Annotated in this window: 20 protein-coding genes; 7 read left to right on the top strand and 13 right to left on the bottom strand. The window is 62.5% G+C overall.

Annotated elements, in window-relative coordinates; translation table 11 throughout:
- Window positions 1-67 precede the first annotated feature (67 nt).
- The 6 genes from AQUI_RS0114030 to AQUI_RS0114005 all read right to left on the bottom strand — a co-directional run bounded on the left by AQUI_RS0114030 (window position 68) and on the right by AQUI_RS0114005 (window position 7293).
- A complete protein-coding gene (locus tag AQUI_RS0114030; protein WP_027258068.1) occupies window positions 68-439 on the bottom strand; it encodes a cytochrome C oxidase subunit IV family protein in 372 nt (123 codons plus the stop codon).
- 9 nt (window positions 440-448) lie between these two features.
- On the bottom strand, window positions 449-1165 hold the full coding sequence (locus tag AQUI_RS0114025) for a heme-copper oxidase subunit III family protein (protein WP_027258067.1): 717 nt from the start codon (window positions 1163-1165) through the stop codon (window positions 449-451).
- Window positions 1166-1177: 12 nt separating this feature from the next.
- Window positions 1178-1888 carry a cytochrome c oxidase subunit 3 gene (locus AQUI_RS0114020; RefSeq protein WP_027258066.1) on the bottom strand — a complete coding sequence of 237 codons (711 nt, stop codon included), beginning with the start codon at window positions 1886-1888 and terminating at the stop codon, window positions 1178-1180.
- Window positions 1885-3657, bottom strand: a complete 1773-nt coding sequence (locus AQUI_RS0114015; RefSeq protein ID WP_027258065.1) for a cbb3-type cytochrome c oxidase subunit I — start codon at window positions 3655-3657, stop codon at window positions 1885-1887. Before AQUI_RS0114015 ends, AQUI_RS0114020 begins: the two co-directional genes overlap by 4 nt.
- Window positions 3658-3768: 111 nt before the next feature.
- Window positions 3769-4608, bottom strand: a complete 840-nt coding sequence (locus AQUI_RS0114010; protein ID WP_027258064.1) for a cytochrome c oxidase subunit II — start codon at window positions 4606-4608, stop codon at window positions 3769-3771.
- Between the two features lie 219 nt (window positions 4609-4827).
- On the bottom strand, window positions 4828-7293 hold the full coding sequence (locus AQUI_RS0114005; protein ID WP_027258063.1) for a CoA transferase: 2466 nt from the start codon (window positions 7291-7293) through the stop codon (window positions 4828-4830).
- Between the two features lie 107 nt (window positions 7294-7400).
- On the opposite strand from AQUI_RS0114005, the gene AQUI_RS32245 reads away from it, so the two are divergent.
- Window positions 7401-8330 (top strand): LysR family transcriptional regulator, encoded by a 930-nt coding sequence (locus AQUI_RS32245; RefSeq protein WP_027258062.1) that lies wholly within the window; start codon window positions 7401-7403, stop codon window positions 8328-8330.
- A gap of 101 nt (window positions 8331-8431) precedes the next feature.
- Here the strand turns inward: AQUI_RS32245 and AQUI_RS0113995 are convergent, their stop codons facing one another.
- From AQUI_RS0113995 to AQUI_RS0113970, 6 genes are all read right to left on the bottom strand, one after another.
- A complete protein-coding gene (locus AQUI_RS0113995; protein ID WP_027258061.1) occupies window positions 8432-10261 on the bottom strand; it encodes a BCCT family transporter in 1830 nt (609 codons plus the stop codon).
- A 77-nt stretch (window positions 10262-10338) separates the two neighbouring features.
- Window positions 10339-11349: an Ldh family oxidoreductase gene (locus tag AQUI_RS0113990; RefSeq protein WP_027258060.1), complete on the bottom strand. Its 1011-nt coding sequence runs from the start codon at window positions 11347-11349 to the stop codon at window positions 10339-10341.
- A 12-nt stretch (window positions 11350-11361) separates the two neighbouring features.
- Window positions 11362-12009 carry a DUF3726 domain-containing protein gene (locus AQUI_RS0113985; protein ID WP_027258059.1) on the bottom strand — a complete coding sequence of 216 codons (648 nt, stop codon included), beginning with the start codon at window positions 12007-12009 and terminating at the stop codon, window positions 11362-11364.
- Window positions 12006-13718, bottom strand: a complete 1713-nt coding sequence (locus tag AQUI_RS0113980; RefSeq protein ID WP_027258058.1) for a hypothetical protein — start codon at window positions 13716-13718, stop codon at window positions 12006-12008. The genes AQUI_RS0113985 and AQUI_RS0113980 overlap by 4 nt, the downstream gene beginning before the upstream one ends.
- Window positions 13719-13723: 5 nt before the next feature.
- Window positions 13724-14707 (bottom strand): membrane dipeptidase, encoded by a 984-nt coding sequence (locus AQUI_RS0113975; protein WP_027258057.1) that lies wholly within the window; start codon window positions 14705-14707, stop codon window positions 13724-13726.
- 137 nt (window positions 14708-14844) lie between these two features.
- Window positions 14845-16290 (bottom strand): aldehyde dehydrogenase family protein, encoded by a 1446-nt coding sequence (locus AQUI_RS0113970; RefSeq protein WP_035920331.1) that lies wholly within the window; start codon window positions 16288-16290, stop codon window positions 14845-14847.
- Between the two features lie 105 nt (window positions 16291-16395).
- Here AQUI_RS0113970 and AQUI_RS0113965 point away from each other — a divergent pair, with 105 nt between their 5' ends.
- Window positions 16396-17283, top strand: a complete 888-nt coding sequence (locus AQUI_RS0113965; protein ID WP_027258055.1) for a LysR family transcriptional regulator — start codon at window positions 16396-16398, stop codon at window positions 17281-17283.
- Window positions 17284-17293: 10 nt separating this feature from the next.
- On the opposite strand, the gene AQUI_RS0113960 is transcribed toward AQUI_RS0113965, so the two are convergent.
- Window positions 17294-18316, bottom strand: a complete 1023-nt coding sequence (locus AQUI_RS0113960) for a LacI family DNA-binding transcriptional regulator (RefSeq protein WP_027258054.1) — start codon at window positions 18314-18316, stop codon at window positions 17294-17296.
- Window positions 18317-18429: 113 nt separating this feature from the next.
- Here AQUI_RS0113960 and AQUI_RS0113955 point away from each other — a divergent pair, with 113 nt between their 5' ends.
- From AQUI_RS0113955 to AQUI_RS0113935, 5 genes are all read left to right on the top strand, one after another.
- Window positions 18430-19941 (top strand): tripartite tricarboxylate transporter permease, encoded by a 1512-nt coding sequence (locus AQUI_RS0113955; RefSeq protein ID WP_027258053.1) that lies wholly within the window; start codon window positions 18430-18432, stop codon window positions 19939-19941.
- Window positions 19938-20393, top strand: coding sequence for a tripartite tricarboxylate transporter TctB family protein (locus AQUI_RS0113950; RefSeq protein ID WP_027258052.1), 456 nt, complete (start codon window positions 19938-19940; stop codon window positions 20391-20393). Before AQUI_RS0113955 ends, AQUI_RS0113950 begins: the two co-directional genes overlap by 4 nt.
- A 40-nt stretch (window positions 20394-20433) precedes the next feature.
- The gene (locus AQUI_RS0113945) at window positions 20434-21393 is read left to right on the top strand and encodes a Bug family tripartite tricarboxylate transporter substrate binding protein (protein ID WP_027258051.1); all 960 of its coding nucleotides are present in this window, start codon (window positions 20434-20436) and stop codon (window positions 21391-21393) included.
- A 68-nt stretch (window positions 21394-21461) separates the two neighbouring features.
- Window positions 21462-22883 (top strand): acylating sulfoacetaldehyde dehydrogenase, encoded by a 1422-nt coding sequence (gene sauS / locus AQUI_RS0113940; protein WP_027258050.1) that lies wholly within the window; start codon window positions 21462-21464, stop codon window positions 22881-22883.
- Window positions 22880-24376, top strand: a complete 1497-nt coding sequence (locus AQUI_RS0113935; protein ID WP_027258049.1) for an AMP-binding protein — start codon at window positions 22880-22882, stop codon at window positions 24374-24376. Before sauS ends, AQUI_RS0113935 begins: the two co-directional genes overlap by 4 nt.
- Window positions 24377-24490 lie beyond the last annotated feature (114 nt).

The raw sequence follows: 24490 nt of genomic DNA, 5'->3' as shown, positions 1-24490 counted from the left end.
TTTTCTGTTGTTGGTTTCGAGATAGAAAGCGGAGGGCAGCGCCTGGCCTGTCGGCCAGGCGGGGCATCTATTCGACCGCTGCCGCCCCCTGGCCGAATTCGATCACCCTGGTCTCTGCGGTGTAGTCCGATTCAATGATCAGAATGGCCAGCAGCCCGATCATCGCCAAGGGCGGCAGCAAAACCGCATAGATCAGCGCCAGCCGTTCCCAGGCCATATGCATGAACACCGCGATGATCAGCCCCGCCTTCAGCGTCATGAAGATCAGGATCAGGCTCCAGCGCAGCAGCCCCTGCAACTGGGCGTAATCGACCCAGTAGGAGGCCGCGCTGAGCACGAACAACAGTATCCAGACCGCGAAATAGAGTTTGATCGGATGCTGCTGCCCCTCTTCATGGACACCTTGCTCTGTGTCCATTGCGTGTGGTGAATGTGCCATATCTGTCCCCTACCACAGATAGAAGAATGCAAAGATGAAGACCCAGACCAGGTCGACAAAGTGCCAGTAAAGCCCCATGATTTCGACCGCCTCGTAGTCGCCGTTGCCCGCCGACATCCAGCTGCGCTGATCGCGGTCGAAGTCACCGCGCCAGACCTTGAGAGCCACGAGGACAAGGAAAATCACCCCGATGGTGACATGAGTGCCGTGAAAGCCGGTGATCATAAAGAAACTGGCGCCGAACTGCTCTGCGCCCCAGGGGTTGCCCCAGGGGCGCACGCCCTCGGAGATCAGCTTGGACCATTCAAACGCCTGCATGCCGACAAACATCGCGCCCAGCGCGGCGGTTGCCAGCATCAGCACGGCGGTGGCCTTGCGCGCCTTGCGGTAGGCGCAATTCACCGCCATCGCCATGGTGCCGGAAGATGAGATCAGCACAAAGGTCATGATGGCGATCAGGATCAGCGGCAGATTTGCACCGCCGATATGCAGGGCAAAAACCTCGCTGGCGTTGGGCCAGTCCACGGTGGTGGAGTTGCGGGCGTTCAGATAGGCGACCAGAAAGCAGGCAAAGACGAAGGTATCGCTCAGCAGCAGGATCCACATCATCGCCTTGCCCCAGGAGACCTTCTTGAAGGCCCGCTGATCCGAGCCCCAATCGGCGGCAAACCCGCTATGGCCCTGCTGCTGCAGCGTCTGGTCCTGGCCTTGCAATGGGTGTTCCATCGGTTTCCCTCCTCAACTCACAGCCGCGCGGCAAAGCGCCAGAAACGCATTGCCCCAGCCCTGCAGCAACGCAAACAGCATCAGCCAGAACGCCAGCAGCGCGTGCCAGTAGAGCGCGCAGAGGCGCACCCCCGGCAGCAGCGCCTTCACGTCTCCGGCCCGTTCTCCGGTCCCGGTATGGCGGACGCAGATGACCGCCAGCGCAATTATACCGCCCAGCACATGCAGCCCGTGCAGGCCGGTGATCAGATAGAAAAAGCTCGCAGCAGGGGTGCCATCCAACTGGTAACCATCCCCGGTCAGCGCGATCCACACCTGCACCTGGCCCGCCAGAAAAGCGAGTGTGGCGATGCTGGCAGCAATCAGGCTGGCACGCAGCCAGCGCGTGGTACCGGCCCGTGCCGAGATCACCACAAACTGCAAAAAGAAACTTGCCAGCAGCAACAGTGCCGTGTTCATCCAGACCCGGCCGGGCAGCGGCACCAGCTCCCAAGGGGTTTCTTCGATCTGCATGACAAAGGCGCTGCCGAGCATCGCAAACAGCCCGCCGATCACAGTTACAAAAACCGCAATGAAGATGATACCCGGCGCGCGGCCCGGACCATGGCCGGCCAAGGGCGCTATCCCGGTTTCCAGCCAGGGCTTGGAGGCCAAGTGCTGCTGCGACAGCCACAGGCCGGCAGCCAAGGCGACCAGCGCCAGGAAGGCCAGGATGACGGTCACAGCCGCCGCCCCTCGCCGTCCGGCACCCAAGGGTCAGTCTGGGCGACGTAATCCTCAGCCGCGCCGGGCACGCTGTAGTCATAGGCCCAGCGGTAGACATTGGGCAGCTCGTCCCAATTGCCATGCCTGGGCGGGATTTCAGGTGTTTGCCACTCTAGCGACGTCGCCCGCCAGGGATTGCCGCCCGACGCGCGCCCGTGACGCAAGCTCCAGAAGATGTTGAACAGAAACAGCACCTGCACCGCGCCGACAATCAGCGCAGCCGATGAAATAAAGGCATTCAGCCCATCCACCGGCGCGGTGAGGAACTCCGGCTCGCCGATCTCAAAATAGCGCCGCGGCACCCCGACGAGGCCGACATAATGCATCGGGAAGAAGATCGCATAGGCACCGATGAAGGTGACCCAGAAATGGATCTGCCCCATTGCCTGGTTCAGCAGCCGGCCGGTCATCAGCGGATACCAGTGATAGATCGCGCCAAAGATCACCATAATCGGCGCCACCCCCATCACCATGTGGAAATGGGCCACCACAAACATGGTGTCCGACAGCGGCACGTCTACCACCACGTTGCCCAGGAACAGCCCGGTCAGCCCGCCGTTCACGAAGGTCACGATAAAGCCCAGCGCAAACAGCATCGGGATGGTCAGGTGAATGTCGCCCTTCCACAAGGTCAGCACCCAGTTGTAGACCTTGATCGCGGTTGGAATGGCGATGATCAGCGTGGTCGTTGCAAAGAAGAAGCCGAACCACGGGTGCATGCCGGAGACATACATATGGTGCGCCCAGACGATAAAGCTGAGCGCGCCGATGATAACGATGGCCCAGACCATCATCCGGTAGCCAAACACGGTCTTGCGCGCATGCACTGCAATCAGATCGGAGACGATGCCGAACGCGGGCAGCGCCACGATATAGACCTCCGGGTGGCCGAAGAACCAGAACAGGTGCTGAAAAGCAATCGGGCTGCCGCCGCCGTAACTGAGCTTTTCGCCCAGCTCCACCAGCGTCGGCATGAAGAACGAAGTGCCCAGGAGCCGGTCGAACAGCATCATCACACAGGCCACAAACAGCGCCGGAAACGCCAGCAGTGCCATCACCGTGGCGGTGAAGATCCCCCAGACCGTCAGCGGCAGCCGCATCATTGTCATGCCGCGGGTGCGGGCCTGCAGCACGGTCACGGCATAGTTCAACCCGCCCATGGTGAAGCCGATGATGAACAGGATCAGCGAGAGCAGCATCAGGATGATACCGCCCTGCGCACCGCCCGGCGTGCCAGACAGAATGGCTTGCGGCGGATACAGCGTCCAGCCGGCGCCGGTGGGACCGCCGGGGACAAAGAAGCTGGCCACCAGCACCAGCACCGCCAGCAGATAGATCCAGAAGCTGAGCATATTGACGAAGGGAAACACCATATCGCGCGCACCGACCATCAAGGGGATCAGGTAATTGCCGAATCCGCCTAGAAAGATCGCGGTCAGCAGATAGACCACCATGATCATCCCGTGCATGGTGACAAACTGGTAGTAGGCCTCGGGGGTGATGAAGTCGAAGGTGCCGGGAAAGCCCAGCTGCAGCCGCATCAGCCAGGACAGCACCAGCGCCACCATGCCGATTGCAATGGCGGTGCCGGAATACTGGATTGCGATGTATTTGGCATCTTGAGAAAAGACATATTTGCCGATCCAGCTGTGCGCATGCGGCGGCATCACATCGGCAACTTCGCGCGGCGGCAGATTGCTGTCTGGTTCAGGCAAGTAGTCGGTCATTACAGAACTCCGTTACAGTTACCATACTCCGTCACAATTACCTTCCGCCCGGCTGCCCCCCATGGACGGACACCTTGTTTCCCCCGCAGCCAGGGCACCGGCATTATCGCGTTACGGAACCGCGGATGAGCGCGCGGCGAGCCGGGTTTGAGAACCGTCGGCGTTTGCGTATTCTTCAAAAGTCAGCTGCTCCTGCAGCCACTCCTGGTACTCTTCGGCCTCCACCACCGTCACATAGCCGCGCATAAACGGATGCGCCGTGCCGCAGTATTCGGCGCAAAGCACTTCAAACGCTCCGGTGCGGGTGGGTGTGAGCCAGATGTAGGTGACCATGCCCGGAACCATGTCCATCTTGGCGCGGAACTCGGGCACGTAGAAATTGTGCAGGACATCAATCGAGCGCAGCAACAGCTTCACCGGCTTGTCGACCGGCAGATAGATCTCGCCGCCTTCGATGATCAGGTCATCCTTGCCAAAGCGGTCATGCGGATTGACCCCCAAAGGGTTTTCCCCGTTCACCCATTCCGCATCAGCAGTGCCCAGCACCCCGTCAGCGCCGGGCAGCCGGTAGGCCCAACTCCATTGCTGGCCGAAGACTTCAAGTTCAGTGGCGTCCTCAGGCACGGTGACGAACTGCTTCCACACAAACAGCCCCGGCACCAGCATCGCCGCCACTCCCACAGCGGTCACCCCGGTCAGCCACAACTCCAGCCGTTTGTTTTCCGGGTCGAATTCTGCCTTGTGCCCGGGCCGGTGGCGGAATTTCCAGACGCAATAGGCCATGAATAGGACCACCGCGGCAAATACCGCGCCGGTGATCCAGAAGGTTACAACCAGCGTATCGTCGATATAGTCCCAATTCGACGCGATCGGCGTCCACCACCAAGGACTTAGCAGATGGAACGCAACAGATCCCGCCACGATCAGCACAAGCACGACCGCAATCAGCATCCCGCCCCCTTTCCCCGCTGCCCGGACTTTTCCGACCGTCCGGCACACAGGTTCATTTGGCATGAGATGCCACTATATTACGGTTTCACAAATTAATCCAGAAACCGGAAGTTTTACGCCTTTTGCGGCAGGAGATTTCCATTTTCCCGCATTTCCTAGCAAAACCAATGGGGAGCCTGGCCCGGGCACCCCATACTCTTCAAGACCGCAGATCCGGGCCTACTCCGGCAAGTATTTCTCCGACCAGGCCTCACCCGCAGCACCGCTGGCAATCATTGCCTCAGCCTGTTCCGGCGCATAACCCAACCGCTCCAGAATGGCTCTGGTGTGCGCGCCGTATTTCGGCGCAGGCCCCGGGATAGTGATCCGGCCTGCTTGCGGGCGCACCGCATTCGGCGCCACCAGATCGCACCAGCGGCCCATCGGGTGCTGGTCGTGGCGGATCACCCGGAAAGTTGCTTGTGCAAGGTCTATGCTGCCGGCGCTTTCCAGCTGCAGCGCCGCATCGCGGGTTTCGTGCAGCGACGACAAAGGCACGGCGGTGGCAGAGGTGCCGGCAAACGTCGCGCGCCAATGCGCTAAGGGCTGAGTGCGGAACCGCTCCGCCAATGCGCCGAACAGCTGATCCTCCGGCATCTCAGCCAGATCCGTCAGCTCAGCCACCCGTACCAGCGCAGCGCCGCGTTCAGTGGGGGCGGCAAAGAAGAACCAGCAGTCCGAGGCCCGGTAGCAGTGGTAGAACGGCCCCCAGCCCAGTGCCTCGCGGCCCGAGGGTTCGTCAAAGGGTACCCTGCCCGCGTGGCCGTACATGAACTGCGCCTGGATCAGGTTGCCCGCTGCCGCCAGCGAGGCCCGCGCCACCCCGCCCTTGCCGGTCTCCTTGAGCCGCAGCAGGGCGCCGCCCAGGGCAACACAGGCGCAGAAGCCGGTCAGCACGTCGATGGTGCCGAAATGGGCGTGCTCTTCGGGTGTCTCCATGCCGCCGCCAAAGCGCAGCATCACGCCGGTGGCTGCCTGCGCCAGATCATCATAGCCCAGGTGATCGGACTTAGGCCCGCGCATGGGGCCGCCAAAGGCATCAAGCTGCACAAGGATCAGACGCGGGTTAATCTCTGCCAGCCGTTCTGGGGACAGACCCAGATAATCGCGCTGCTGGTCGGTGCCGTTCATCGTGATCACGTCAGCGTCGGCAATCAGACGGGCCAGCGCGTCCTGCCCCTCGTCCGTACGCAGATTCAGCAGGATGCTCTCCTTGCCGCGCTGCGCATGGATGCCAAAGACCACCGTGTTCCATGGATCGACAGACGGCTCCACCGGCTGCACCAGTGTCACCTCCGCGCCGTAGCGCGCCAGGTTCGAGCCGATGGTCGGCCCGGCGATCACATTGGTGAGGTCAACGATCTTCAATCCGTCGAGCCACCCTTTGCCCTCGTGACCGCCGCCAGTGCTGCGCTCCGGCTCTGCCAGCAGCACCGCCAGATCAGCTTTGACGGCGCTGACCTTGTGTGCTGCACCTGCGTCGCCTGCCAGCCAGGCGACATTGCCCATCTGCCGCATCGCGCCATGCTTGCCATCCTCCACCTGCAGCACCAGGCCTGAGGCCAGCGCATGCGGATCGTCCAGCCATTCCTTGGTGAAACGCTGCGCTGTGGCGGGCGCCTTGGCGGCGCCGAACAGCCCTTCCCATTCATGTGACGGCTTGGTCAGAAAGGCAGCCTTCATCGCCGAGGACACCCGTTCACGGTCCGACGCCCCCACCGGGTAATTGCGCATCGACCATTCGGCGGGCCAGTCCTTGGTGTCCAGATAGGCGGAGAAATCCGGCAGCTCATCAGCCAGGTCCTTCAGCCCCAAAGTCTCCAGCACCCGCCGCGGGTGGGTGGCGACCGAGCCGGCCACCACATAGAAGCCGCGCCCGTCGGCGCAGGTGTAGGTGCGGTAGAATGGGTCGAGGAATTCCGACAGTTCCCCGAACTTCAGGTTCATCGGCAGGCCTTCGGCTTCGCGCCGGTCCAGCTCCACTTCGCGGGGGGATTTGTAGCGTTCGGGATAATCCTCGATCTGTTCGCAGTTGTAGACCAGCCCTTCCAGCAGCGCCGCCGCCAGCGGCACCTCGATATGGTCGCCGCCATTGGCTTCGCGGGCGTTCAGGGCAAACAGCACCGACATGGCGCCAAAGCTGGCACCATAGGCCGAGGCCAGGGTCAGCGGCGAGAAAGACGGGTTGATGCCCATCAGGCGGCGGTTCAGGCCCATGTCGGTGAACTGGCCGGTGTAGGCCGCAATCACCGCCTCCCAAGCGGGCAGCTCGGCCAGTTCGGCGTCGGTGGAGGCAAAGCCCGGCATCGACAGATACACCAGCTGATCATTGGCGGCGCGTAGGGTATCCGGACCCAGCCCAAGGCGCTGCATCACCCCTGGGCGAAAGTTTTCGATCACCGCATCGGCGCGCTTGGCCAGCTCAATTGCGGTGGCGCGGCCTTCCTCCGACTTCAGGTCCAGCTCCAGTGTCTGCTTGCCCCGCGACAGCATGTCGAAGGCCGGGCCGTCAAAGCCGGTGCCGCCGGGCGGGGTGATGCGGATCACCTTGGCGCCCATGTCGGCCAGCATCATGCCGGTCAGGGGCCCGGCCAGGTAATGGCCGAAGTCGAGAACGCGAATGTGGGAAAGGGGGCGCTGCGGCATGGGGAGGTCTCGCCTGTTGTCGGTGCAAAGTTCAATCCGCAACAGATTATCTTCAGGCCCCGCAATATCCACTGGCCAAAAAAGCATGCGCTCCCTAACAATTTCCTATGGAACGCTCAATACGCCCCACTGCCGGATCGCTGAATTCCCTATTGGTGCTGGAAGTGGCGGTGCGCCATGCCAGCCTGTCCCGCGCCGCCGCGGAGCTGGGCCTCAGCCAGCCTGCGGTCTCGCGCCATATCTCCACTTTGGAGGAGCGCCTGCGGCAGCCGCTGTTCGAGCGCAACAACAACCGGATCGCCCCGACTGCCAATGCCACCCGGCTGGCCGATGCGGTGGCGCTGGGGCTGGGCCATGTGGATCAGGCTTGGAGCGAGATTCTGGCCGCACCGGACACGGATGAGGTGACGCTCGCCTGCACCTTCGGCTTTGCCGATCAATGGCTGATGCCGCGCTATTCGGACTTGCGCGCCTATCTGGGCGGCGGCCGGGTGCGGGTGGTGACCACCGATCAGCTGGGCGACATCGACCTCAGCCGCCTGGATGCAGCGGTGGTCTGGGATCCGTCACGGATGCCCGACCGCCCCTATTTTCCGTTGATCCCGGCAGAAACCTTCCCGATTTGCAGTCCTGGTTTTCTGGAGGCCCATCCCGAAGCGGGCGCGGATATTGCGCGGGTTCCGCCGGAACTGTTTTTGCATTTCGACACTGGCGTCTCCGGTTTTCTGACCTGGGAGGGCTGGTTTGCCCAAGCCGGCCTGACAGCGCCGCAATTCGGCACTGCAGCAGAATTCGACGCCTACCCGTTCCTGCTACAGTCGGTACGGCGCGGCGAAGGCATCGGGCTGGGCTGGACCGGGATCGCCGATCAGGCCCTGGCTGCCGGCGAGGTGCTGCGGCTGCGGCCTGCGGTTTCGGACCGGCCCCACAGTTACTTTCTGCAGCACCGCGAAACCGGCGGCAGCGCGCTGGAGCGGATGCTGAAGTGGTTCAAGCGGGAGGCCTCAGCCAGCCGGGATCCGGCCAGCCCCAACTGAAAAGAGCCGGAGGGATCTCTCCCGCCGGCCCTGCTGCCGCCTGAACGGGCGGCTGATCTGTTTACCGGGCAGCCCTGATAAGGTCCGCCCGGCATTGTTGTTTATTCAGCAGGTGCGCTTGCCCCTGCCTTTTCACGCTGACCGTCACGGAACAGCGCTTTGGCCAGCGCCACACACATCAGGCCCATGACCATGGTAAAGGGCAGCGCGCCGATGATCATTGCGCTTTTCAGCGCTTCCATCGGGTCCGCTCCGCCGTTTTGCTTGCCTGCGAACAGCAGGGTGCCGATCACAGCAGTCAGGATCAGGCCCCAAACGATCTTGTGCTTGTTGCCGATGTTCTGGTCGCCGCCAGACATGATGGTGTTCATCACCAGGATGCCGGAGTCTGCCGAAGTGACCAGGAAGGTCATGATCAGCACCACACACATGATGGTGATGCCGGACAGCAGGCCGCCGTCGATCATGCTCTGCAGGGTCACGAACAGCTTGGCCGTGTTCGACGCACCGATGATGGCGCCTTCTGCCGCACCGTTCAGTTCCAGGTCGATTGCGGTGCCGCCAAGGATAGCCATCCAGGCAAAGCAGACCATCGCCGGTGCAAACACGCAGCCGATGATGAATTCACGCACCGAACGGCCGCGAGAAATGCGCGCCAGGAACAGGCCGACGAAGGGCGAGAACGCGATCCACCAGGCCCAGTAGAAGGTGGTCCAGCCTGCCTGCCAGCCGAATTGGCGCTGCGGTTCACCCGCGGCATAGGCAGCCGACAGAACGTCGTCGGACAGGGCGGCTGCTTCGCCTTCCAGACCCGACTTGAAGCCGTCGAACGAACCCCATGCGTTGGTGGCACCACCGCGCAGCGCATCCGCATAAGGCGCCGCGTCTGCAGGCAGTGCTGCCGTGAAGTCAGCTGCCGCCTGCGGGCCATAGGCGCCGAAGCTCAGCGAAACGAAGTGCAGGATGTAATCCACGAAGGCCGAGGCATAGGTGGTCATGGCGAACATGAAGGAACCAAAGACCACAAAGGTCAGCAGCAAGATGAGCGACAGTACCAGGTTCAGGTTCGACAGGTACTTCACGCCGCGGCCCACGCCGGACACAGCCGAGATGATCGACAGACCCATGATGGCAAACAGGCCGGACAGCAGGCCAACAGTGCCCGGTGCCGGAGCGTCGCCGCTCATGTCCATCATCCATTCCATGCCGGTGATGGCATAGACACCGTCAACGAACTGCGACACGCCGAAACCGATGGTCACCGACACACCCAGGATGGTGGCAACCACGCCCAGCACGTCAACCACATGGCCCGCGAAGCCGTTCATCAGCTTGCCGAACAGCGGTGTCAGCGCGGTACGGATGGTCAGCGGCATATCGCGGGTATAGGCGTAGTAGGCCAGCGACAGGCCGGTCACCACATAGATCGCCCAGGCATGGAAGCCGTAATGCAGGAACGTGTAGCGGAAGCCGGACTGAATCGCTTCTTCGGTGTTCGGAACCACATTCTGCGCCAGCACTTCCGGGTTGGAGCCCCAAAGGCCAAGCGGTTCAGCGGTTGCGAAAACCATCAGACCGACGCCCAGACCGGCGCCGAACATCATCGAGAACCAGGAGAAGTCCGAAAACTCTTTGGCCTGACCCGGCGTCCCCATGATCCGCTTACCGGTTTGCGGCAATGCGGCGACCACAAACAGGAAAAAGGCGAAGAAGCCGACGATGACGATGTAGAAGGCGTTGAAGTCTTCCAGAATGCGCCAGTTCAGGCTGCCCAGAACGCCAGTGGCGTTTGCCGGCCAGACCAGTGCCCAGAGAACCAAGGCGACCATGATCCCCTTGCTGAGCAAGGCGATCTCAAGGCTGTGCCCCTTATAGAAGCCACCGTCGGAGGTTTTAATCTCCAAATCGGTGAAAGGTTGTTTAATTGACATGCGTTTCCTCCCGTTTCGCACGTGCCGCACCGAAGTGCGGATTTTCCGGCGGGTTGCGGTCCCGCCGGGATCAGGCGTCAGCCCATCAGGGCTTTGATCCTGTTCAGCGTTGCCACGCTGACCGCGACGCCATCTGTCCGGGCTTTGATCCGCTTGGTGCGGCGCCCGTCGCCCGGCAGATGTGCGCCGGCTTGCCCGCGCACCGCTTCTACGATCCCGGCCATTCCAGCACCAAAAGCGTCATTTGAGGTGGCAACCGGGTCGATTGCGATGAACATTTGGCCGGTTTTCGGCGGCCCGCCTGCAGTACCGGAAAACGGCGAGGCGTTGATGCCAAGGGTTGCACCGGTCAGAGCTGCGGCCATGATCTCGGTCAGCAGCGCAACACCGACGCCTTTGTAACCGCCCGACGGCGCCATTGACCCCTTAAGGCCGGCGTCCGGGTCGGTGGTCGGATTACCGTCGGCGTCCAGCGCCCAGCCCAGCGGGATCTCCTTGCCCTCGCGGGCGTGTTTCATCACTTCGCTTTTGGCGATGGTGCTGGCGCTTTGATCGATGAGCAGCTCCGGCTCGCCGTCTTCGCCCGGCACCGCCACCGAAAACGGGTTGGTGCCGACAACCGGCTTGGCGCCGCCAGACGGCGCAATCGAGGCCGGTGCGTTGGTAAAGCCCAGACCCACCAGGCCTGCGCGGGCCAGACGGGCGGTGTGATAGCCCAGCACGCCGCAGTTATAGCTGTTGCGGATCGCCAGAACCGCGACACCCTGCTCGCGGGCTGCCGGGATCAGCGCCTCGAACCCCATGTCGATCGCCGAATGGGCAAAGCCGGTGGCGGCATCCACCGCCACCACGCCGGGACGCGGACGCGCCAGAGCTGGAACCGCCTGCCCGTCCACCTTGCCGCATTGCACATGCTCGGCATAGATCGGGATATAGGCCAAGCCGTGGCTGGCGACGCCATCCGCTTCGGTTGCTGCGGTGGCAACAGCCAGCGGGCGGGCGTTGGCCTCGGATGTGCCCGCCGCCACCAGGGCACGGAAGGACAGATCCTCGATCTCGGCAAGGGTCAGGATTTTGGTTTCGGTCATAGCGACGCCTCTTCAGTCGTTGTCGGACAGCCCGGCACCTGCGCCGCGCAATCGCGAAGCTTCGGTGGCGGGCGCATATGTGCGGTGGGCAAGGACGCCAAGGCGGTCCCAGGCCTCGGCCGGAGCGCTGCCGCGCAAAACCGGCTCCCGGCGGTCGGTCATTTCAGCCGGAGTGCTGAAAGCGACCTTGTCAGCAAGCATCGCTGTGTAGGCATCGGGAGCGCCCCGCGCGCACAGCTGGCGGCCATCTGTTGCAAGGTAGACACCTGCCCATTCAACAGCGACCGGGGTCTCCAGCCGCAACGCGGCCCCTGCAGCGAAAGGAACCAGCAGCAGCGGCACGCAAACACGCTCCATTTCGATCCGGCCCGCATCCATCAGCTGCACCGCGCAGTCGCTCAAGGCGGCGCCGGCGATCAGCGGGCTCATCCGGCCCGAGGGCGCGCTCCACACGCCGGTCAGCGCCGACGGCGCGAAATCGGCAGGCGGCAGACGGTCGTTCAGCTCCAGAAGCGCAGCCAGCAGTTCCGCCCCCGGAAAGCCAAACGAAGAGAGCCAGCGCGTGCCCTTTGCGGCTTCCTCCGCCAGGCCCCAGGAAAGGCCGGCGCCACGGGCAGCGCGTTTGCACATTGCTTCGATCTCATTCAGGGAATGGTTCATGCCAATGCCCCCTCTTCCAGCCTGGGATAGACCCAGAATTCGGCGTTCTCCTGCGAAAGCTCCTGCGGATAGGGTGCATTGCCGTACATGCAGATCCGCACCCAGCGGTCAGAGCGGGGATCAAACTGCGTGGCGCCGAAGAAAGCGAGTTTGCAACGCAGCATGTCAATCGGCAGAACGTCGTGCGAAATCGTATTGTCACGGATCTCTGCATAAGGTGCGCGGCCTGCGATCTGCGCGCGGCGCACCGTATGGCGGTACTCCGGATGGCGCAGAAGGAACTCGGCAACGCGGATCTCCCCCTGCCAATGCGCCAGCGCATTGAACAGCGCCGCAGCATCCCGGCCAGGCGCCAGCGGCTGCTCGTATTCTTCCACCGGCTCCTCGAACCGTTCGCCCAGACGCGGTTCCAGCTTTTCCTCCGAAACATACCAGGCGCGGGCGCGGTTTTCCCGTTTCTGCCAGTCTGTACCGATCGCCCATTCATAAATCCGCGTCAGAAGCCCGCGCAGTTCTTCAATGGTCATCGCTCCGGCGATCCGGAACGTCGGCGTGTTGTCTGCCGCCATACCGTCGCTCAAGTCGTCAATCAGGCTGCCGTAGGGTTCCAGCATCATTGAGGCAAGCCATTCCTGGCCTTCCAGAGACAAGGCTTCTTCTGCCCAGCGGTGCATCTGATCCCATGGCTGAGGACCGGCCAGCACCTGCGGAGTGCTCAAATAGGCATCGATCTGTTCCAGATCGTTCCGCAGCCCGGCCAGTTTGCGCACCTGAATCTCATGCTCGGATTGCCACAATGCAACATTTCTCTTGCTGCGCTGCAAAAGCCGCAGGAACAGAGCGATTTCGTCCTCCGAAGCGCTGTCCAGGCTGCGGACAATACGGATCGCATCCTCGCGGGCTGAGATCCAGTTGTTGAACAGAACCGGATGGTTCAGCAGAAACGGAGCCATGCCCAGTCCGGTTGAATTGCCGATCCCCAGCGAACGGGCCAGTTCCGGGTCCAGCTGCGCTGCGGCGCGGCCTGCCGCCTTGGCGCGCAGATCTGCCATATGCTGCACCAGATCGCGCACGAACCAGCGGGTCAGGAAAACCGACAGCATCTCGGCCTGGAACGGAACCTGGAATTCCGGGCGCTCTGCGATCATTTCGCGATCCGCGGCGCCCAATTTGCCCGATCCGTAAACGGCCGTGGTCCGCATCAGATAGCCGACGGCATCAAGCTGGGTGGCATCCGGCTGGCGGCCTTCGGACAAAGCGGAAACCACATGTTCCCACAGGCGCACAGAGCGGTTCGCACGCGATACCGAAATCTCGCGTTCGCTGACCCGGCCGGCTTCCTGATAGGGGACATTTTTCGACAGGCGTTCGATGTCCTCGTCCGTCGGGACACCATCAAACAAGGCAAAGGTGGCGTCCCACGCAGTTGCAATCACACGATCCGACCGCATTTCAGGCGGCAGATCGTGAGCAAAGGCGATCAGAGAATAGGTCCGCGCAGGGCCGGTTGCGGAAAAGACTGCAACACCGACCCCGTTTTCATCAATATCAAACTTCGGGCGCGAAAAACTCCAGTTTTCGCGGGCCATGCGCCGCGTCAGAATCCGCATGAAGCTGAGGCGGCATTGGTGCAATGAGCCAAGGCGGCTAAGGCGCATGACCTGCGCCGGGTCCCGTAGTGATATTGATGTCTGCGCGGTTGTTTCCATTTAGGTTATCCTTTGGGGCCAAAGTTTTCGGCAAAGAACCGGTGCCAGTTCCCGCCCATGATGCCGCTGACCTCGTCATCGTTCATGCCCGTCGCGCGAAGGCCGTCTTCGATGTTTCCAAAGTCGCGGTTGTCCTTGAACCAGCTTGGCATTTCCGGGAAGCCCGGGGCAGCGGCTGATCCTTCGCCGTAATCGATTTCCTTGCTCCAGCGGCCGACCCGCATCCATTCGACGACGCTGTCGGGCTGGTCCTGGCACAGGTCGGTGCCGATGCCGAGGTGCTCCACCCCGTATGTCTCTGCGGTGCGTGCAATCATCTCGCAGAAGCTTTGCAGGGTGCAGGCGCCCTTGTCCTTCAGGTGATGCGGATAGACCGAAAAGCCCAGCATCCCGCCGTGGCCGGTAACAGCCCGGATCACATCATCCTTCTTGTTGCGCAGCGCTGGTGACCATTCAAACGGGTTAGCGTGGGTGATGGCGATGGGACGGGTCGACAGCTCAGCCGCTTCGATGGTGGAGCGGTCGGCGGAATGGCTCATGTCCACAACCAGTCCGACGCGGTTCATCTCCTTGATGACCTGCTTGCCCATGCGGGTGATGCCGGGGTCCTCGGCCTCGTAACAGCCGGTCGCCAGCAGCGACTGGTTGTTATAGGTGAGCTGCATGAAACGTGCGCCCAGGGTGTGCAGGATCTCGACCAGCCCGATATCATCTTCGATCGGCGACGGATTCTGGAAGCCGAAGAACACCGCAGTGCGGCCGGTCTCGCGGGCCTTGTCGATGTCGGAGGCCCACTGCCCCTTCATGATCAGGTCCGGATACTGTTCGAACCAGCGGTTCCACTGCTCGAAGTTCAGAACCGTCTCGCGGAAGTTCTCGTGATAGGCAATGGTGACTTGGATCGCGTCCACATTGCCTGTCCGCAGCTGCCGGAAGATCTTTTCCGACCAGTTGGCATATTGCAGGCAGTCGATACGGTATCCGGTCATTCAAGCACCTCGATTTTCAAAGTCCAGCACCCGGCCTTCTGTCGGCGGGCAGGAAGCGCCCGCCACAGGGGAAACAAGGAGGACGGGCACTTCCGCAAACTGGCAGGCCGGTATCCGGCGCTGCCAAGGTTTCAATCTCAGGCCGGCTTGCCGGCGCTGATGTAGGCAGTCTTGACGGTGGTATAGAACTCCGCCGCCGCCTTGCCCTGCTCGCGCGGGCCATAGGAGCTGTCGCCGCGGCCGCCGAACGGCACGTGGTAATCGGTGCCTGCGGTCGGCAGGTTTACGGTGACAACACCGGTGCGCGCGTTGCGGCGGAAATGGGTGGCGCGGGCCAGCGACTGGGTCACGATGCCCGAGGTCAGGCCGAAGTTCGTGTCGTTCACCACGCTCAGCGCCTCGTCGTAGCTGCCGACCTTGATCACGCTGGTCAGCGGCGCGAACATTTCTTCGCGGTTGATGCGCATCTGGTTGTTGGTGCTCAGGAAAACGCCGGGGGACATGTAGTAACCCTCGTGCGGCATCTCCAGACGCTGGCCGCCGCAGGCCAGTTCGGCGCCTTCGGATTTGCCCAGATCGACATAGGCCAGGTTCTCGTTCAGCTGCTGCTGGCTGACAACAGGGCCGATTTGCGTACCCTCTTCCAGGGCGTGGCCAACTTTGTAGGCGCTGGCGCCCGCGACCAGTTTTTCGACAAATTCATCGTGAACCGAAGCATGCACAACCAGACGCGACGACGCCGTGCACTTCTGACCGGTGCTGCCAAAGGCACCGCCAAGCGCGAGGGTCACAGCCAGATCAATATCTGCATCGTCCATAACCGCCAGCGCGTTTTTGGACCCCATTTCCATCTGCACCTTGGTCAGATTCTGGATCGCGGCCGAGGCGATGCCTTTACCAACGGGAACCGAACCGGTGAAGGAAATGGCGTTGACCTTGGGGCTTTCCACCAGGCGCTGACCGATCGAGCGGCCCGAGCCCATGACCAGCGAGAACAGGCCCTTAGGGATATCCTGACGCTCGATGATTTCAGTCAGTGCAACAGCCGATGCCGGGGTGACGTTGGCAGGTTTCCAAACCACGGCGTTGCCATAGCACAGCGCCGGCGCAATCTTCCACGACGCGGTTGCGGTCGGGAAGTTCCAGGGGCTGATGATGGCAACGGTGCCAACCGCCTCGCGACGCACGTCGATTTCAACGCCGGGGCGTACAGAATCGGCGTTTTCGCCCAGCTGACGCAGGCATTCGGCGGCGTAATAGGTGAAGAACTGACCGGCGCGGAAGACTTCGCCCTTGCCTTCAGCAAACGGTTTACCTTCTTCTCGGGCCAGCAGGGTGCCCAGCTCTTCGGCGCGGCTCATCAGCTCGTTGCCGATGTTCATCAGCACGGCCTGTTTGCGCTCCATGCCATAGGCTTCCCACTCACGCTGCGCAACTTGCGCCTGGTCCAGCGTCGCCTCCAGCTGGTCGGCGCTGGCCTGGGCAAACATGCCGACCAGATCGCTCAGATCCGAAGGGTTGCGGTTTTCGATTTCGCTTTCGCCAGCCAGCCATTCGCCGGCAATCAGGTTCAGTTTGGTCACGGTGAAGCCCCAGATGCTGAATTTCAGGTTTACAGCAGGATGGACTTCGGCACCCGCATCAGTCAAACTCAATTAACTGAACGTAACTACAGAAATTCTGAAGTCATGGCGCTTAAAATCGAAATGCTGCGCGCCTTTTGCACCGTGGCGCAGACCGGAAACCTGTCAGAGGCGGCCAACCGGCTGGGCCGGACCCAGTCGGCCATCTCAATGACCCTCAAGCAGATGGAAGACCATCTGGGCAAAAAGCTGTTCGAAGGCGAACGCAAGAACCAGCTGTCGCCACTGGGAGAGCAGGTTTTTGAACTGGCCCAGAAACAGGTGCGCCAGTTTGATCACACCGTGCAAAGCATCGAGATGGCGGCAGAGGCCATTCACGGGCTGATCCGCATCGTCTCGGTTCCCTCAGTTGCGGCGCTGGTGTTCCCGCCGGTGCTGGAGCATATGACCGCCCGCTACCCCGGCCTCAAGGTTGAGCTGCGGGATACCGACACCCAGCAGGTGCTGGATGCGCTGGCCGAGGGCAAGGCGGATATCGGCATCGCCTCCGGTTACCACCCGCTGAACGGGGTCACGGCGGTGCCTCTGTTCGAGGACCGCTTCGGTCTGGTCTGCTCCGCAGGGCATCCGCTGTTTCAGCAGGACGCCCCGCCCTCCATTGCGGATGTCACCGGCGCGGGATTTGTCCGCAATGCCCTGTGCGATCTGATCCGCAATGAACGCTTTGTAGCGGCCAGCAGCGGCGCAGATGTGACAATTCACAACACCCATTCGCTGATCACCATGGTGCGCACCGGCAAATGGGTCACGGTGCTGCCGCAGACAGTGGCCCGGTTCATGCCAGAAACCACGGCCTTCCGCCCGATTGCTGATCTGCCGGACAGGCGCGAGGTCTATCTGTACCAGCGCGACCGCTCGCGTTTTGCGGCGCTGTCCGAGGAATGCTGCGCCTTCATCCGGTCCTGCGACCTGTCCAGCGGCCTGCCCGGCTGAACGGTGCTGCTCAGGCCGGCCCGGTTGTCCCCCGGATGATCTGCTCCAGGTCGCAGCACAGGCTGAAAGGTTCCGGCGTATCCGAAGTGATGAAGCGGGTGAACTCTGCGCCCGCAAGCGTTCCGATGGTCTCAGCCGGGATCCGGACCGTTGACAGGCCGGGTTCAATGTCAGCCGAGCCTTTGAAATCACCGATCCCCATCACCGACAGCTCTTCCGGCACCTTCAGCCCGCGTTTCTGCGCCCCGTACAGTGCGCCCTGGGCAATCACGTCATTGCCGCACAACAGCGCCGTCGGACGGGACGGCCCCGCTAGCAGGTCCAAGGCTGCCTGCTTGGCCTGCGCCACGCTGTAAGGCGCCTCGGATTTTCTGTCCTGCGGCACGGTGATGCCCGCAGCTTCAAGGGTTTCCAGCACCGCCGACAGCCGGTGCCGCGCCCGGTCATTGCCCTGTGTGTCAGGGAAGATCAGGCCGATATCGCGGTGCCCAAGCTCCAGCAGATGCGCCGCCGCCATCCGGCCTGCCTGCCTGTTGTCAGCCCCGACGCAGGGCAATGCCGCATCCTGCGCATAGTTCCAGATCGCCATCGCCGGGGTTTCCTGCTGCGCGATCAGCCGGGCGGTGGCCTGCGAATGCTCCAGCCCGATCAGCGCCACCCCGTCGACCCGGTGCTCCAGAAACTTGCGCACCATCGCGTATTCCCGGTCCAGATCATACCCGTGCGAGGCCAGCAGCAGGCTGAACCCCTCCTTGTCGATGGCATCCGAGAACGCCTGGATCACCTCGGCAAAAATCGCATGGTTGATTGTCGGCACAACCAGACCGATAGTGGCTGAACGCTTTCCGTGCATCGTCTGCGCCGCGCGGTTGCGGATATAGCCAAGCTTCTGCACTGCGCGGTTGATCTTCTTGCGAGTCGCCGGACTGACCAGATCGGGGTGGTTGAAGGTGCGCGACACCGTGGAGGGAGACACTTTTGCAGCCTTTGCCACCGCGACGATATCGACGTTACCTTTTTGTTTTGCAGACAAAATTTCCCCTCCCTCAGTGCAGTTTATGAAAACGTTTGCAATACTATTTTCATGGCCTAACCTGAATTGTCAAGAAACGTAAAAACGCGATCAGCCGGGTTGGGAGGCCCAGAATGGACTTCATATTTTACTTCGGAGACGTCTTCTCGCCGCTGTCCTTCCTGCTGCTTCTGGGCGGCACGATTGGCGGGCTTATCCTGGGCGCAACCCCGGGGCTTTCGCCCACAATGGCAGTGGCGCTGCTGATCCCCTTCACCTTCCACCTGGAGGCCGTGCAGGGCCTGATCCTGCTGGGGGCTGCCTATACTTCCACAGTTGCAGGCGGCGCCGTCAGTGCGATCCTGCTGAAGATCCCCGGCGCGCCGGCCAATATCGCCACCACTCTCGACGGCCACCAGATGGCCAAACAGGGCAAAGGCGCCAAGGCGCTGCAGCTGTCGTTCCTGGCCTCCGCCGTCGGCGGCATCTTCGGTGTGCTGCTGCTGATCTTCCTGACCCCGCTGCTTGCGGAATGGGCGCTTGCATTCGGCCCCTCGCATCTGTTCTGGCTGGCCATTCTGGGAGTGACGGTGATCGGCTCGCTCGATTCAGCTTCCGTTGTCAAAGGCCTGCTGTCCGGTTGCATCGGGCTGTGGCTGGCCACCATCGGCTTTGACGACATTATGGGCGCCCAGCGCTTCATCTTCCACCCGTCCCTTGGCGGCGGCATCAACATCATCGCCGCCCTCATCGGCCTGTTTGCCATCCCGCAGGTGCTGACCATGTTCGCCAAGGGCCGCCGCACAACCGGCGCCGAGGTGATCGAAGTGCAGAAACACTCGGTCCTGGACGCCACCAAGGAGCTGATCCGCCGCCCCCTCGCTCTGGGCATCGGCACGATCACCGGATCCATCATCGGGCTGATCCCCGGTGTCGGCGGCCAGATTGCCGGGCTGGTGGCCTATGACCAGACCAAGAAGTTTTCCTCTGAGAAAGAGAAGTTCGGCAAAGGCCACAGCGAGGGCGTGATCGCCGCAGAAGCCGCCAACAACGCCATGGTCGGCCCGTCGCTGGTGCCGCTGCTGACCCTGTCGATCCCTGGCAGCCCCACCGCCGCCGTGCTGCTGGGCGGGCTGCTGATCCACGGCATCTTTCCAGGGTCCGACCTGTTCGACAACCACCCGGATGTGGCCTGGACCTTCATCAACTCGATGCTGGTGGGCCAGGTTCTGATGTGCCTCTTCGGCCTCTATGTGGCTGGCCTTGCCGCCCGTGTCGCCCAGGTGCCGCAATCGGTGATGGCCGCCATCGTGTTGGCGCTGTCGGTGTTCGGCGCCTACTCGGTGCAAAGCTCGATGGGCGACGTCTATGTCATGGCCTGCCTGGGCATCGGCATGTACTTTCTGGAACGCTTCGGCTTCTCCGCCGCACCGCTGGTGCTGGGTCTGATCCTGGGTCCGATCGCGGAATCCAATTTCATCCAAGGCGGCATGATCGCCGACGCCACCGTGGGCCGGGCCAGTTACTTCCTGTCCGGCGGGCTGAACATCTTCCTGATCGCCGTGGTTGTTGCTTCCGTCGCCTATTCGGCCTGGATGGAGCTGCGCAGCCGCCGCTACACCACCAAAGAGGAGGCGCAGGCATGAACCGGTCTCAGCACATCTTCGGCTCCGGCCTGGTCTTTGCCGTCGGCATCTGGGTTGCCTGGATCAGCTACACTCAACAACCCGCCGAAGCTTTCCTGTTCCCACGCCTGATAGCCTCCGTCTTTGTGGTGCTGGCCGGCTGGACCTTTGGCAAGGCGGTTCTGGGCCTCAGCAAGGTCGGCTCGGGCGTCTCACGCACCATGTTCCTGAACATGGTACCGGGGGTGGCGGTGATGCTGATCTATGTCTTCTTGGCCGCCAAGGCGCTGGGGTTCTACACCGCCACCGCCATCGCCTTTTTCATTCTGCTGTCGATCTACGACCCCGCGCCGCATTCCGAAGCCAAAACCTGGATCAAGCGCGCCCTGACTACCGCCGTTTTCGTGGCCGTGATGTACGGACTCTTCGCGCTGCTGTTGAGTGTCTACACGCCGCGGGAAATTCTGTTCTGACCGTTTGATGCGATCCGAAACCATAAGGGAGGAGAAGAAAATGAGAAAACTGATCACAGGCGCTGCCATGACGCTGATGGGCCTGGCAGGCGCTGCCTTGGCCGAGGAGTACCCGGAACGCCCGATCATGATGATGGTCTCTTACGGCGCGGGCGGTGCCACTGACTTTCAGGCCCGTATCGTCACTATGACCGCGGGCAACGAGGATGCGCTGGGGATGCCCATCGCCATCATCAACAAGCCCGGCGCCGGTGGCCGTGTCGGCTGGAACTGGTTTGCCACCCAGGCGGATCCGGATGGCTACACGCTGGCCGCCTACAACGTGCCGCACTTCATCGCCCAGTCGATCAAGGGCGGCGTGCAGTATTCTTCTGACAGTTTTGAACCCATTGCCAACTGGGGTGCAGACCCGGCGGTGTTTGTCGTCGCTGCTGACAGCCCCTTCAATTCAATGGCGGATGTGGTTGCCCATGCCAAGGAGAACCCGGGCAAGCTGACCTTCTCAGGCGCCGGGCTGTTTGTTGGCCACCACATTGCCGCGCTGCAGATTGAAAAGGCCGCGGGCGTCAAGATGGCCTATATCCCGACCAAAGGCGGCGGTGCTGCTGCGATGAAGGCAGTGATCGCCGGTGAGGTCATGGGCGGGGTCAACAACCTGTCCGATGCGTTCCGCGCACAAGCGGCGGGCAATGTCAGGATCCTCGGCGTCGCGGACCTCGCACGCTCCGAGTTCCTGCCCGATGTGCCCACCATGCAGGAACAAGGGCTGGAAGTGGACAACTCCTCGGTCAATTTCCGCGGTGTGATGGTCCCCAAGGGCACCCCGCAGGAGGTGATCGACCAGCTTGCCGCCACCGTGCCGGAAATGTTCGCCAACCCGCGTGTGGCCAAGAAGATGCAGGCCGGCGGATCGCCCATGCACATCATGACCCGCGATGAGGTCAAAGCGATGTGGGCCGCCCGCGAACAGACGCTCAAGGAACTTCTGGCCGGGCTCTGATCCCGCACCCCCTGGCCGAAACCCTCCGGGGCAGCCCCCTTGCCCCGGACAATCAATCGAGGAAAGACATGACCGCTCAGGACGCAATCGCCGTCGGCACTGCCGAGGTGAAACAGATCGTGGCGCGCGCGCGCACCGCTCAGCAGGCCTTCGAGGCCCGCGGCAGCCAGGCGCTATATGACAAGGCAGCTTTGGCGGCAGGCTGGGCCATCATGGAGCCCGCCCGCAACCGGTCCCTTGCCGCGCTTGCCGTTGAATCCACCGGCCTGGGCAACGTGCCGGACAAGATCACCAAGAACCACCGCAAAACGCTGGGACTGCTGCGCGACCTTGCAGACGTCCAGACCCACGGCATCATCAGCGACGATCCCGCGACCGGCATCACCGAAATCATGCGCCCCATCGGTGTGATCGGTGCGGTGGTCCCCTCGACCAACCCGGCGGCAACGCCGGCCAACAACATCATCAACGCGCTGAAAGGCGGCAATGCAATCGTCGTGGCCCCGTCGCCCAAGGGCGTCGCCTCCTGTGAATTGCTGCTGTCCTATATCCACGCCGAATTCGCCAAGCTGGAGCTGGATCCGGATCTGGTGCAGATGATCCCTGCACCCGGTTCCAAGGCCAAGACCCAGGCGCTGATGGAGGCCGCCGACCGGGTGATTTGCACCGGCAGCCAGAACAACGTCCACCGCGCCCAGTCCTGCGGCACCCCTGCTGTGGCCGTCGGGGCCGGCAATGTGTCGGTGATCGTGGACGAGACCGCCGATCTGCCCGATGCAGCAGCCAAGATCACCGCCTCCAAGACTTTCGACAATGCCACCTCCTGCTCCTCGGAGAACTCGGTTGTGGTGGTGGACGCCATTTATGACCGGTTTATCGCCGCATTCGCCCAGGAAGGCGGCGCGCTGGTCCCTGAGGCTGACGCAGACGGCATCATCGCCAGGCTCTGGCCGGACGGCCACCTGAACCGCGAAGTCATTGCACAGGACGCGGACAAGATGCTGGCCGCGCTGGACATGGGCGGAAATGTCCCCGCAGATACCAAATTCCTGGCGGTGGAAACCAAGGGGATCGGCCCGGATCACCCCCTGTCCGGCGAAAAGCTGAGCCGCATTCTGGCGGTCTACCGCGCCGCCGATTTCGCGGATGCCAAAGCCATCGCCGCCCGCATTCTGGACCATCAGGGCGGCGGCCATTCCATCGGCATTCACACTGCCAAGGACGAACGCGCGATTGAGCTGGGCCGCGAAATGCCAACCTGCCGCGTGATCGTCAATCAGGCCCATACATTTGCCACCGGCGGCGCCTTTACCAATGGGATGCCGTTTTCCCTGTCGATGGGCTGCGGCAGCTGGGGCGGCAATGCGATCGACACCAACCTCGACTGGCGCCATTTCGTGCAAACCACCAAAGTCGTGCGCGAAATCCCTGCGCGCGAGCCGGCATTGGAGGATATCTTTGCCAGCTACTGGGCGGAGGCGGGTCAATGATGGAACCGCCCAAGGGAACCATTCGCGACTGGCTGAACAAACGCGCCGGCGAAGGCGGCACCGGCTTTGTCTTCCCGGATGGCGGTCCGGACCTCAGCTGGCAGGAACTTCGCTGCACAGCCGAAGACATCGCCAGTTCGCTGACCGCGATGGGCATCGCGAAGGGCGAAAGCATCGCGATCCTGCAGCCAAACGGGCGCGAAGCCCTCGAATGCCTGTTCGGGGTGCTGTACGGCGGCTTCCGCGCCACGATGATCAACCTGGTCGCTGGCAACACCGCCGTCGCCTACGCCCTGCAGCACAGCGGCGCCCGCTTTGCCTTTGTTCATGACAGCCAGACCGGGCTGTTCGAGCAGACTGCCGACCTGTCCATCCTCTCCCCATTGGACAGGCAGGCAGTAACTGGCGGCTCACCGGCAGAGCTGCACCCGCTCTCTGCCGGTGACCACGCTTTGCTTATGTACACCTCCGGCACCACCGGACAGCCCAAGGGGGTTGTCCACAGCCACGCCAGCCTGCTGGCCGGCGGCTGGACCACGGCGGTCGCGCATGAGCTGACACCGCAGGACCGCGGTCTGTGCGTGCTGCCGGTCTACCATATCAACGGGCTGTGTGTGACGGTGATGGGCACGCTGATCTCCGGCGGCTCGCTGGCCATGTGCGAGCGCTTCTCGGCCAGCCGCTTCTGGGCCCATGCGGGCTGGTCCAAGGCCACCTGGTTTTCGGTGGTGCCGACCATCATTTCACATCTGCTGCACTCGGAGCTTGATCCCGTCGACAGCACAAGGGCACGTCTGCGCTTTGGCCGCTCCGCCTCCTCGGCGCTGGCCCCGGATGTGCAGCGCGCGTTTGAGGACCGGTTTGGAATACCGATCATCGAAACCATGGGCCTCACCGAAACCGCCGCGCAGATCCTGTCGAACCCCCTGCCCCCGGGCATCCGCAAGATCGGCTCCCCCGGCGTCGGCTATGGCAACGACATCGCCATCCTCGGTGCGAACCAGCAACCTGTGACCGATGGCACCGAGGGCGAGCTGGCCGTGCGCGGCCCCAACGTGATGTGCGAATACCTCAACAACCCCGAGGCCACGGCGGACACCTTCACCAAGGACGGCTGGCTGCGCACCGGCGATCTGGGCCGCATCGACGGAGACGGCTATGTCTTTGTAACCGGACGCCTGAAAGAGCTGATCATCAAGGGCGGCGAAAACATCGCCCCGCGCGAGATTGACGAAGCGCTCTATTCGCATCCCGATGTGGTCGAGGCCGCTGCCTTTGGCCGTCCTTGCAAGAGCTACGGCGAAACGGTCGAGGCCGCAGTCAAGATCCGCGACGGCTCCAGCCTGACACCGCTGGAGCTGATTGAGATCTGCCACTCCGTACTGGGCCGGTTCAAATCGCCGGACGAGATCCACATCCTGCCGGACCTGCCGAAGGGGCCATCAGGGAAGATCCAGCGCAACAAGATCCTTGGCGGGATCACCAACAGCTAAGACAGCCCCAGGCCATCTCCCGCAAGATGACAAGAAGGTCAGCCTTTCTGCCTTAATGTTTCGCGCGCGAAACATCCGGTCAGCAGTGCTGACCGGTCCGCCGCGCCGCAGCGC

Origin of the sequence: Leisingera aquimarina DSM 24565, from assembly GCF_000473165.1 — a bacterium.
In the GTDB taxonomy this organism is placed as follows: Bacteria; Pseudomonadota; Alphaproteobacteria; order Rhodobacterales; family Rhodobacteraceae; genus Leisingera; species Leisingera aquimarina.
This window is presented reverse-complemented; position numbering and strand designations above follow the sequence as displayed.

What these genes read in the sequence shown, in the direction of transcription:
- AQUI_RS0114030 (WP_027258068.1), bottom strand. Translation starts at nt 439, where the DNA reads ATGGCACATTCACCACACGCAATGGACACAGAGCAAGGTGTCCATGAA.
- AQUI_RS0114025 (WP_027258067.1), bottom strand. Translation starts at nt 1,165, where the DNA reads ATGGAACACCCATTGCAAGGCCAGGACCAGACGCTGCAGCAGCAGGGC.
- AQUI_RS0114015 (WP_027258065.1), bottom strand. Translation starts at nt 3,657, where the DNA reads ATGACCGACTACTTGCCTGAACCAGACAGCAATCTGCCGCCGCGCGAA.
- AQUI_RS0114010 (WP_027258064.1), bottom strand. Translation starts at nt 4,608, where the DNA reads ATGCTGATTGCGGTCGTGCTTGTGCTGATCGTGGCGGGATCTGTTGCG.
- AQUI_RS0114005 (WP_027258063.1), bottom strand. Translation starts at nt 7,293, where the DNA reads ATGCCGCAGCGCCCCCTTTCCCACATTCGCGTTCTCGACTTCGGCCAT.
- AQUI_RS32245 (WP_027258062.1), top strand. Translation starts at nt 7,401, where the DNA reads ATGGAACGCTCAATACGCCCCACTGCCGGATCGCTGAATTCCCTATTG.
- AQUI_RS0113995 (WP_027258061.1), bottom strand. Translation starts at nt 10,261, where the DNA reads ATGTCAATTAAACAACCTTTCACCGATTTGGAGATTAAAACCTCCGAC.
- AQUI_RS0113990 (WP_027258060.1), bottom strand. Translation starts at nt 11,349, where the DNA reads ATGACCGAAACCAAAATCCTGACCCTTGCCGAGATCGAGGATCTGTCC.
- AQUI_RS0113985 (WP_027258059.1), bottom strand. Translation starts at nt 12,009, where the DNA reads ATGAACCATTCCCTGAATGAGATCGAAGCAATGTGCAAACGCGCTGCC.
- AQUI_RS0113980 (WP_027258058.1), bottom strand. Translation starts at nt 13,718, where the DNA reads ATGGAAACAACCGCGCAGACATCAATATCACTACGGGACCCGGCGCAG.
- AQUI_RS0113975 (WP_027258057.1), bottom strand. Translation starts at nt 14,707, where the DNA reads ATGACCGGATACCGTATCGACTGCCTGCAATATGCCAACTGGTCGGAA.
- AQUI_RS0113965 (WP_027258055.1), top strand. Translation starts at nt 16,396, where the DNA reads ATGGCGCTTAAAATCGAAATGCTGCGCGCCTTTTGCACCGTGGCGCAG.
- AQUI_RS0113955 (WP_027258053.1), top strand. Translation starts at nt 18,430, where the DNA reads ATGGACTTCATATTTTACTTCGGAGACGTCTTCTCGCCGCTGTCCTTC.
- AQUI_RS0113950 (WP_027258052.1), top strand. Translation starts at nt 19,938, where the DNA reads ATGAACCGGTCTCAGCACATCTTCGGCTCCGGCCTGGTCTTTGCCGTC.
- AQUI_RS0113945 (WP_027258051.1), top strand. Translation starts at nt 20,434, where the DNA reads ATGAGAAAACTGATCACAGGCGCTGCCATGACGCTGATGGGCCTGGCA.
- sauS (WP_027258050.1), top strand. Translation starts at nt 21,462, where the DNA reads ATGACCGCTCAGGACGCAATCGCCGTCGGCACTGCCGAGGTGAAACAG.
- AQUI_RS0113935 (WP_027258049.1), top strand. Translation starts at nt 22,880, where the DNA reads ATGATGGAACCGCCCAAGGGAACCATTCGCGACTGGCTGAACAAACGC.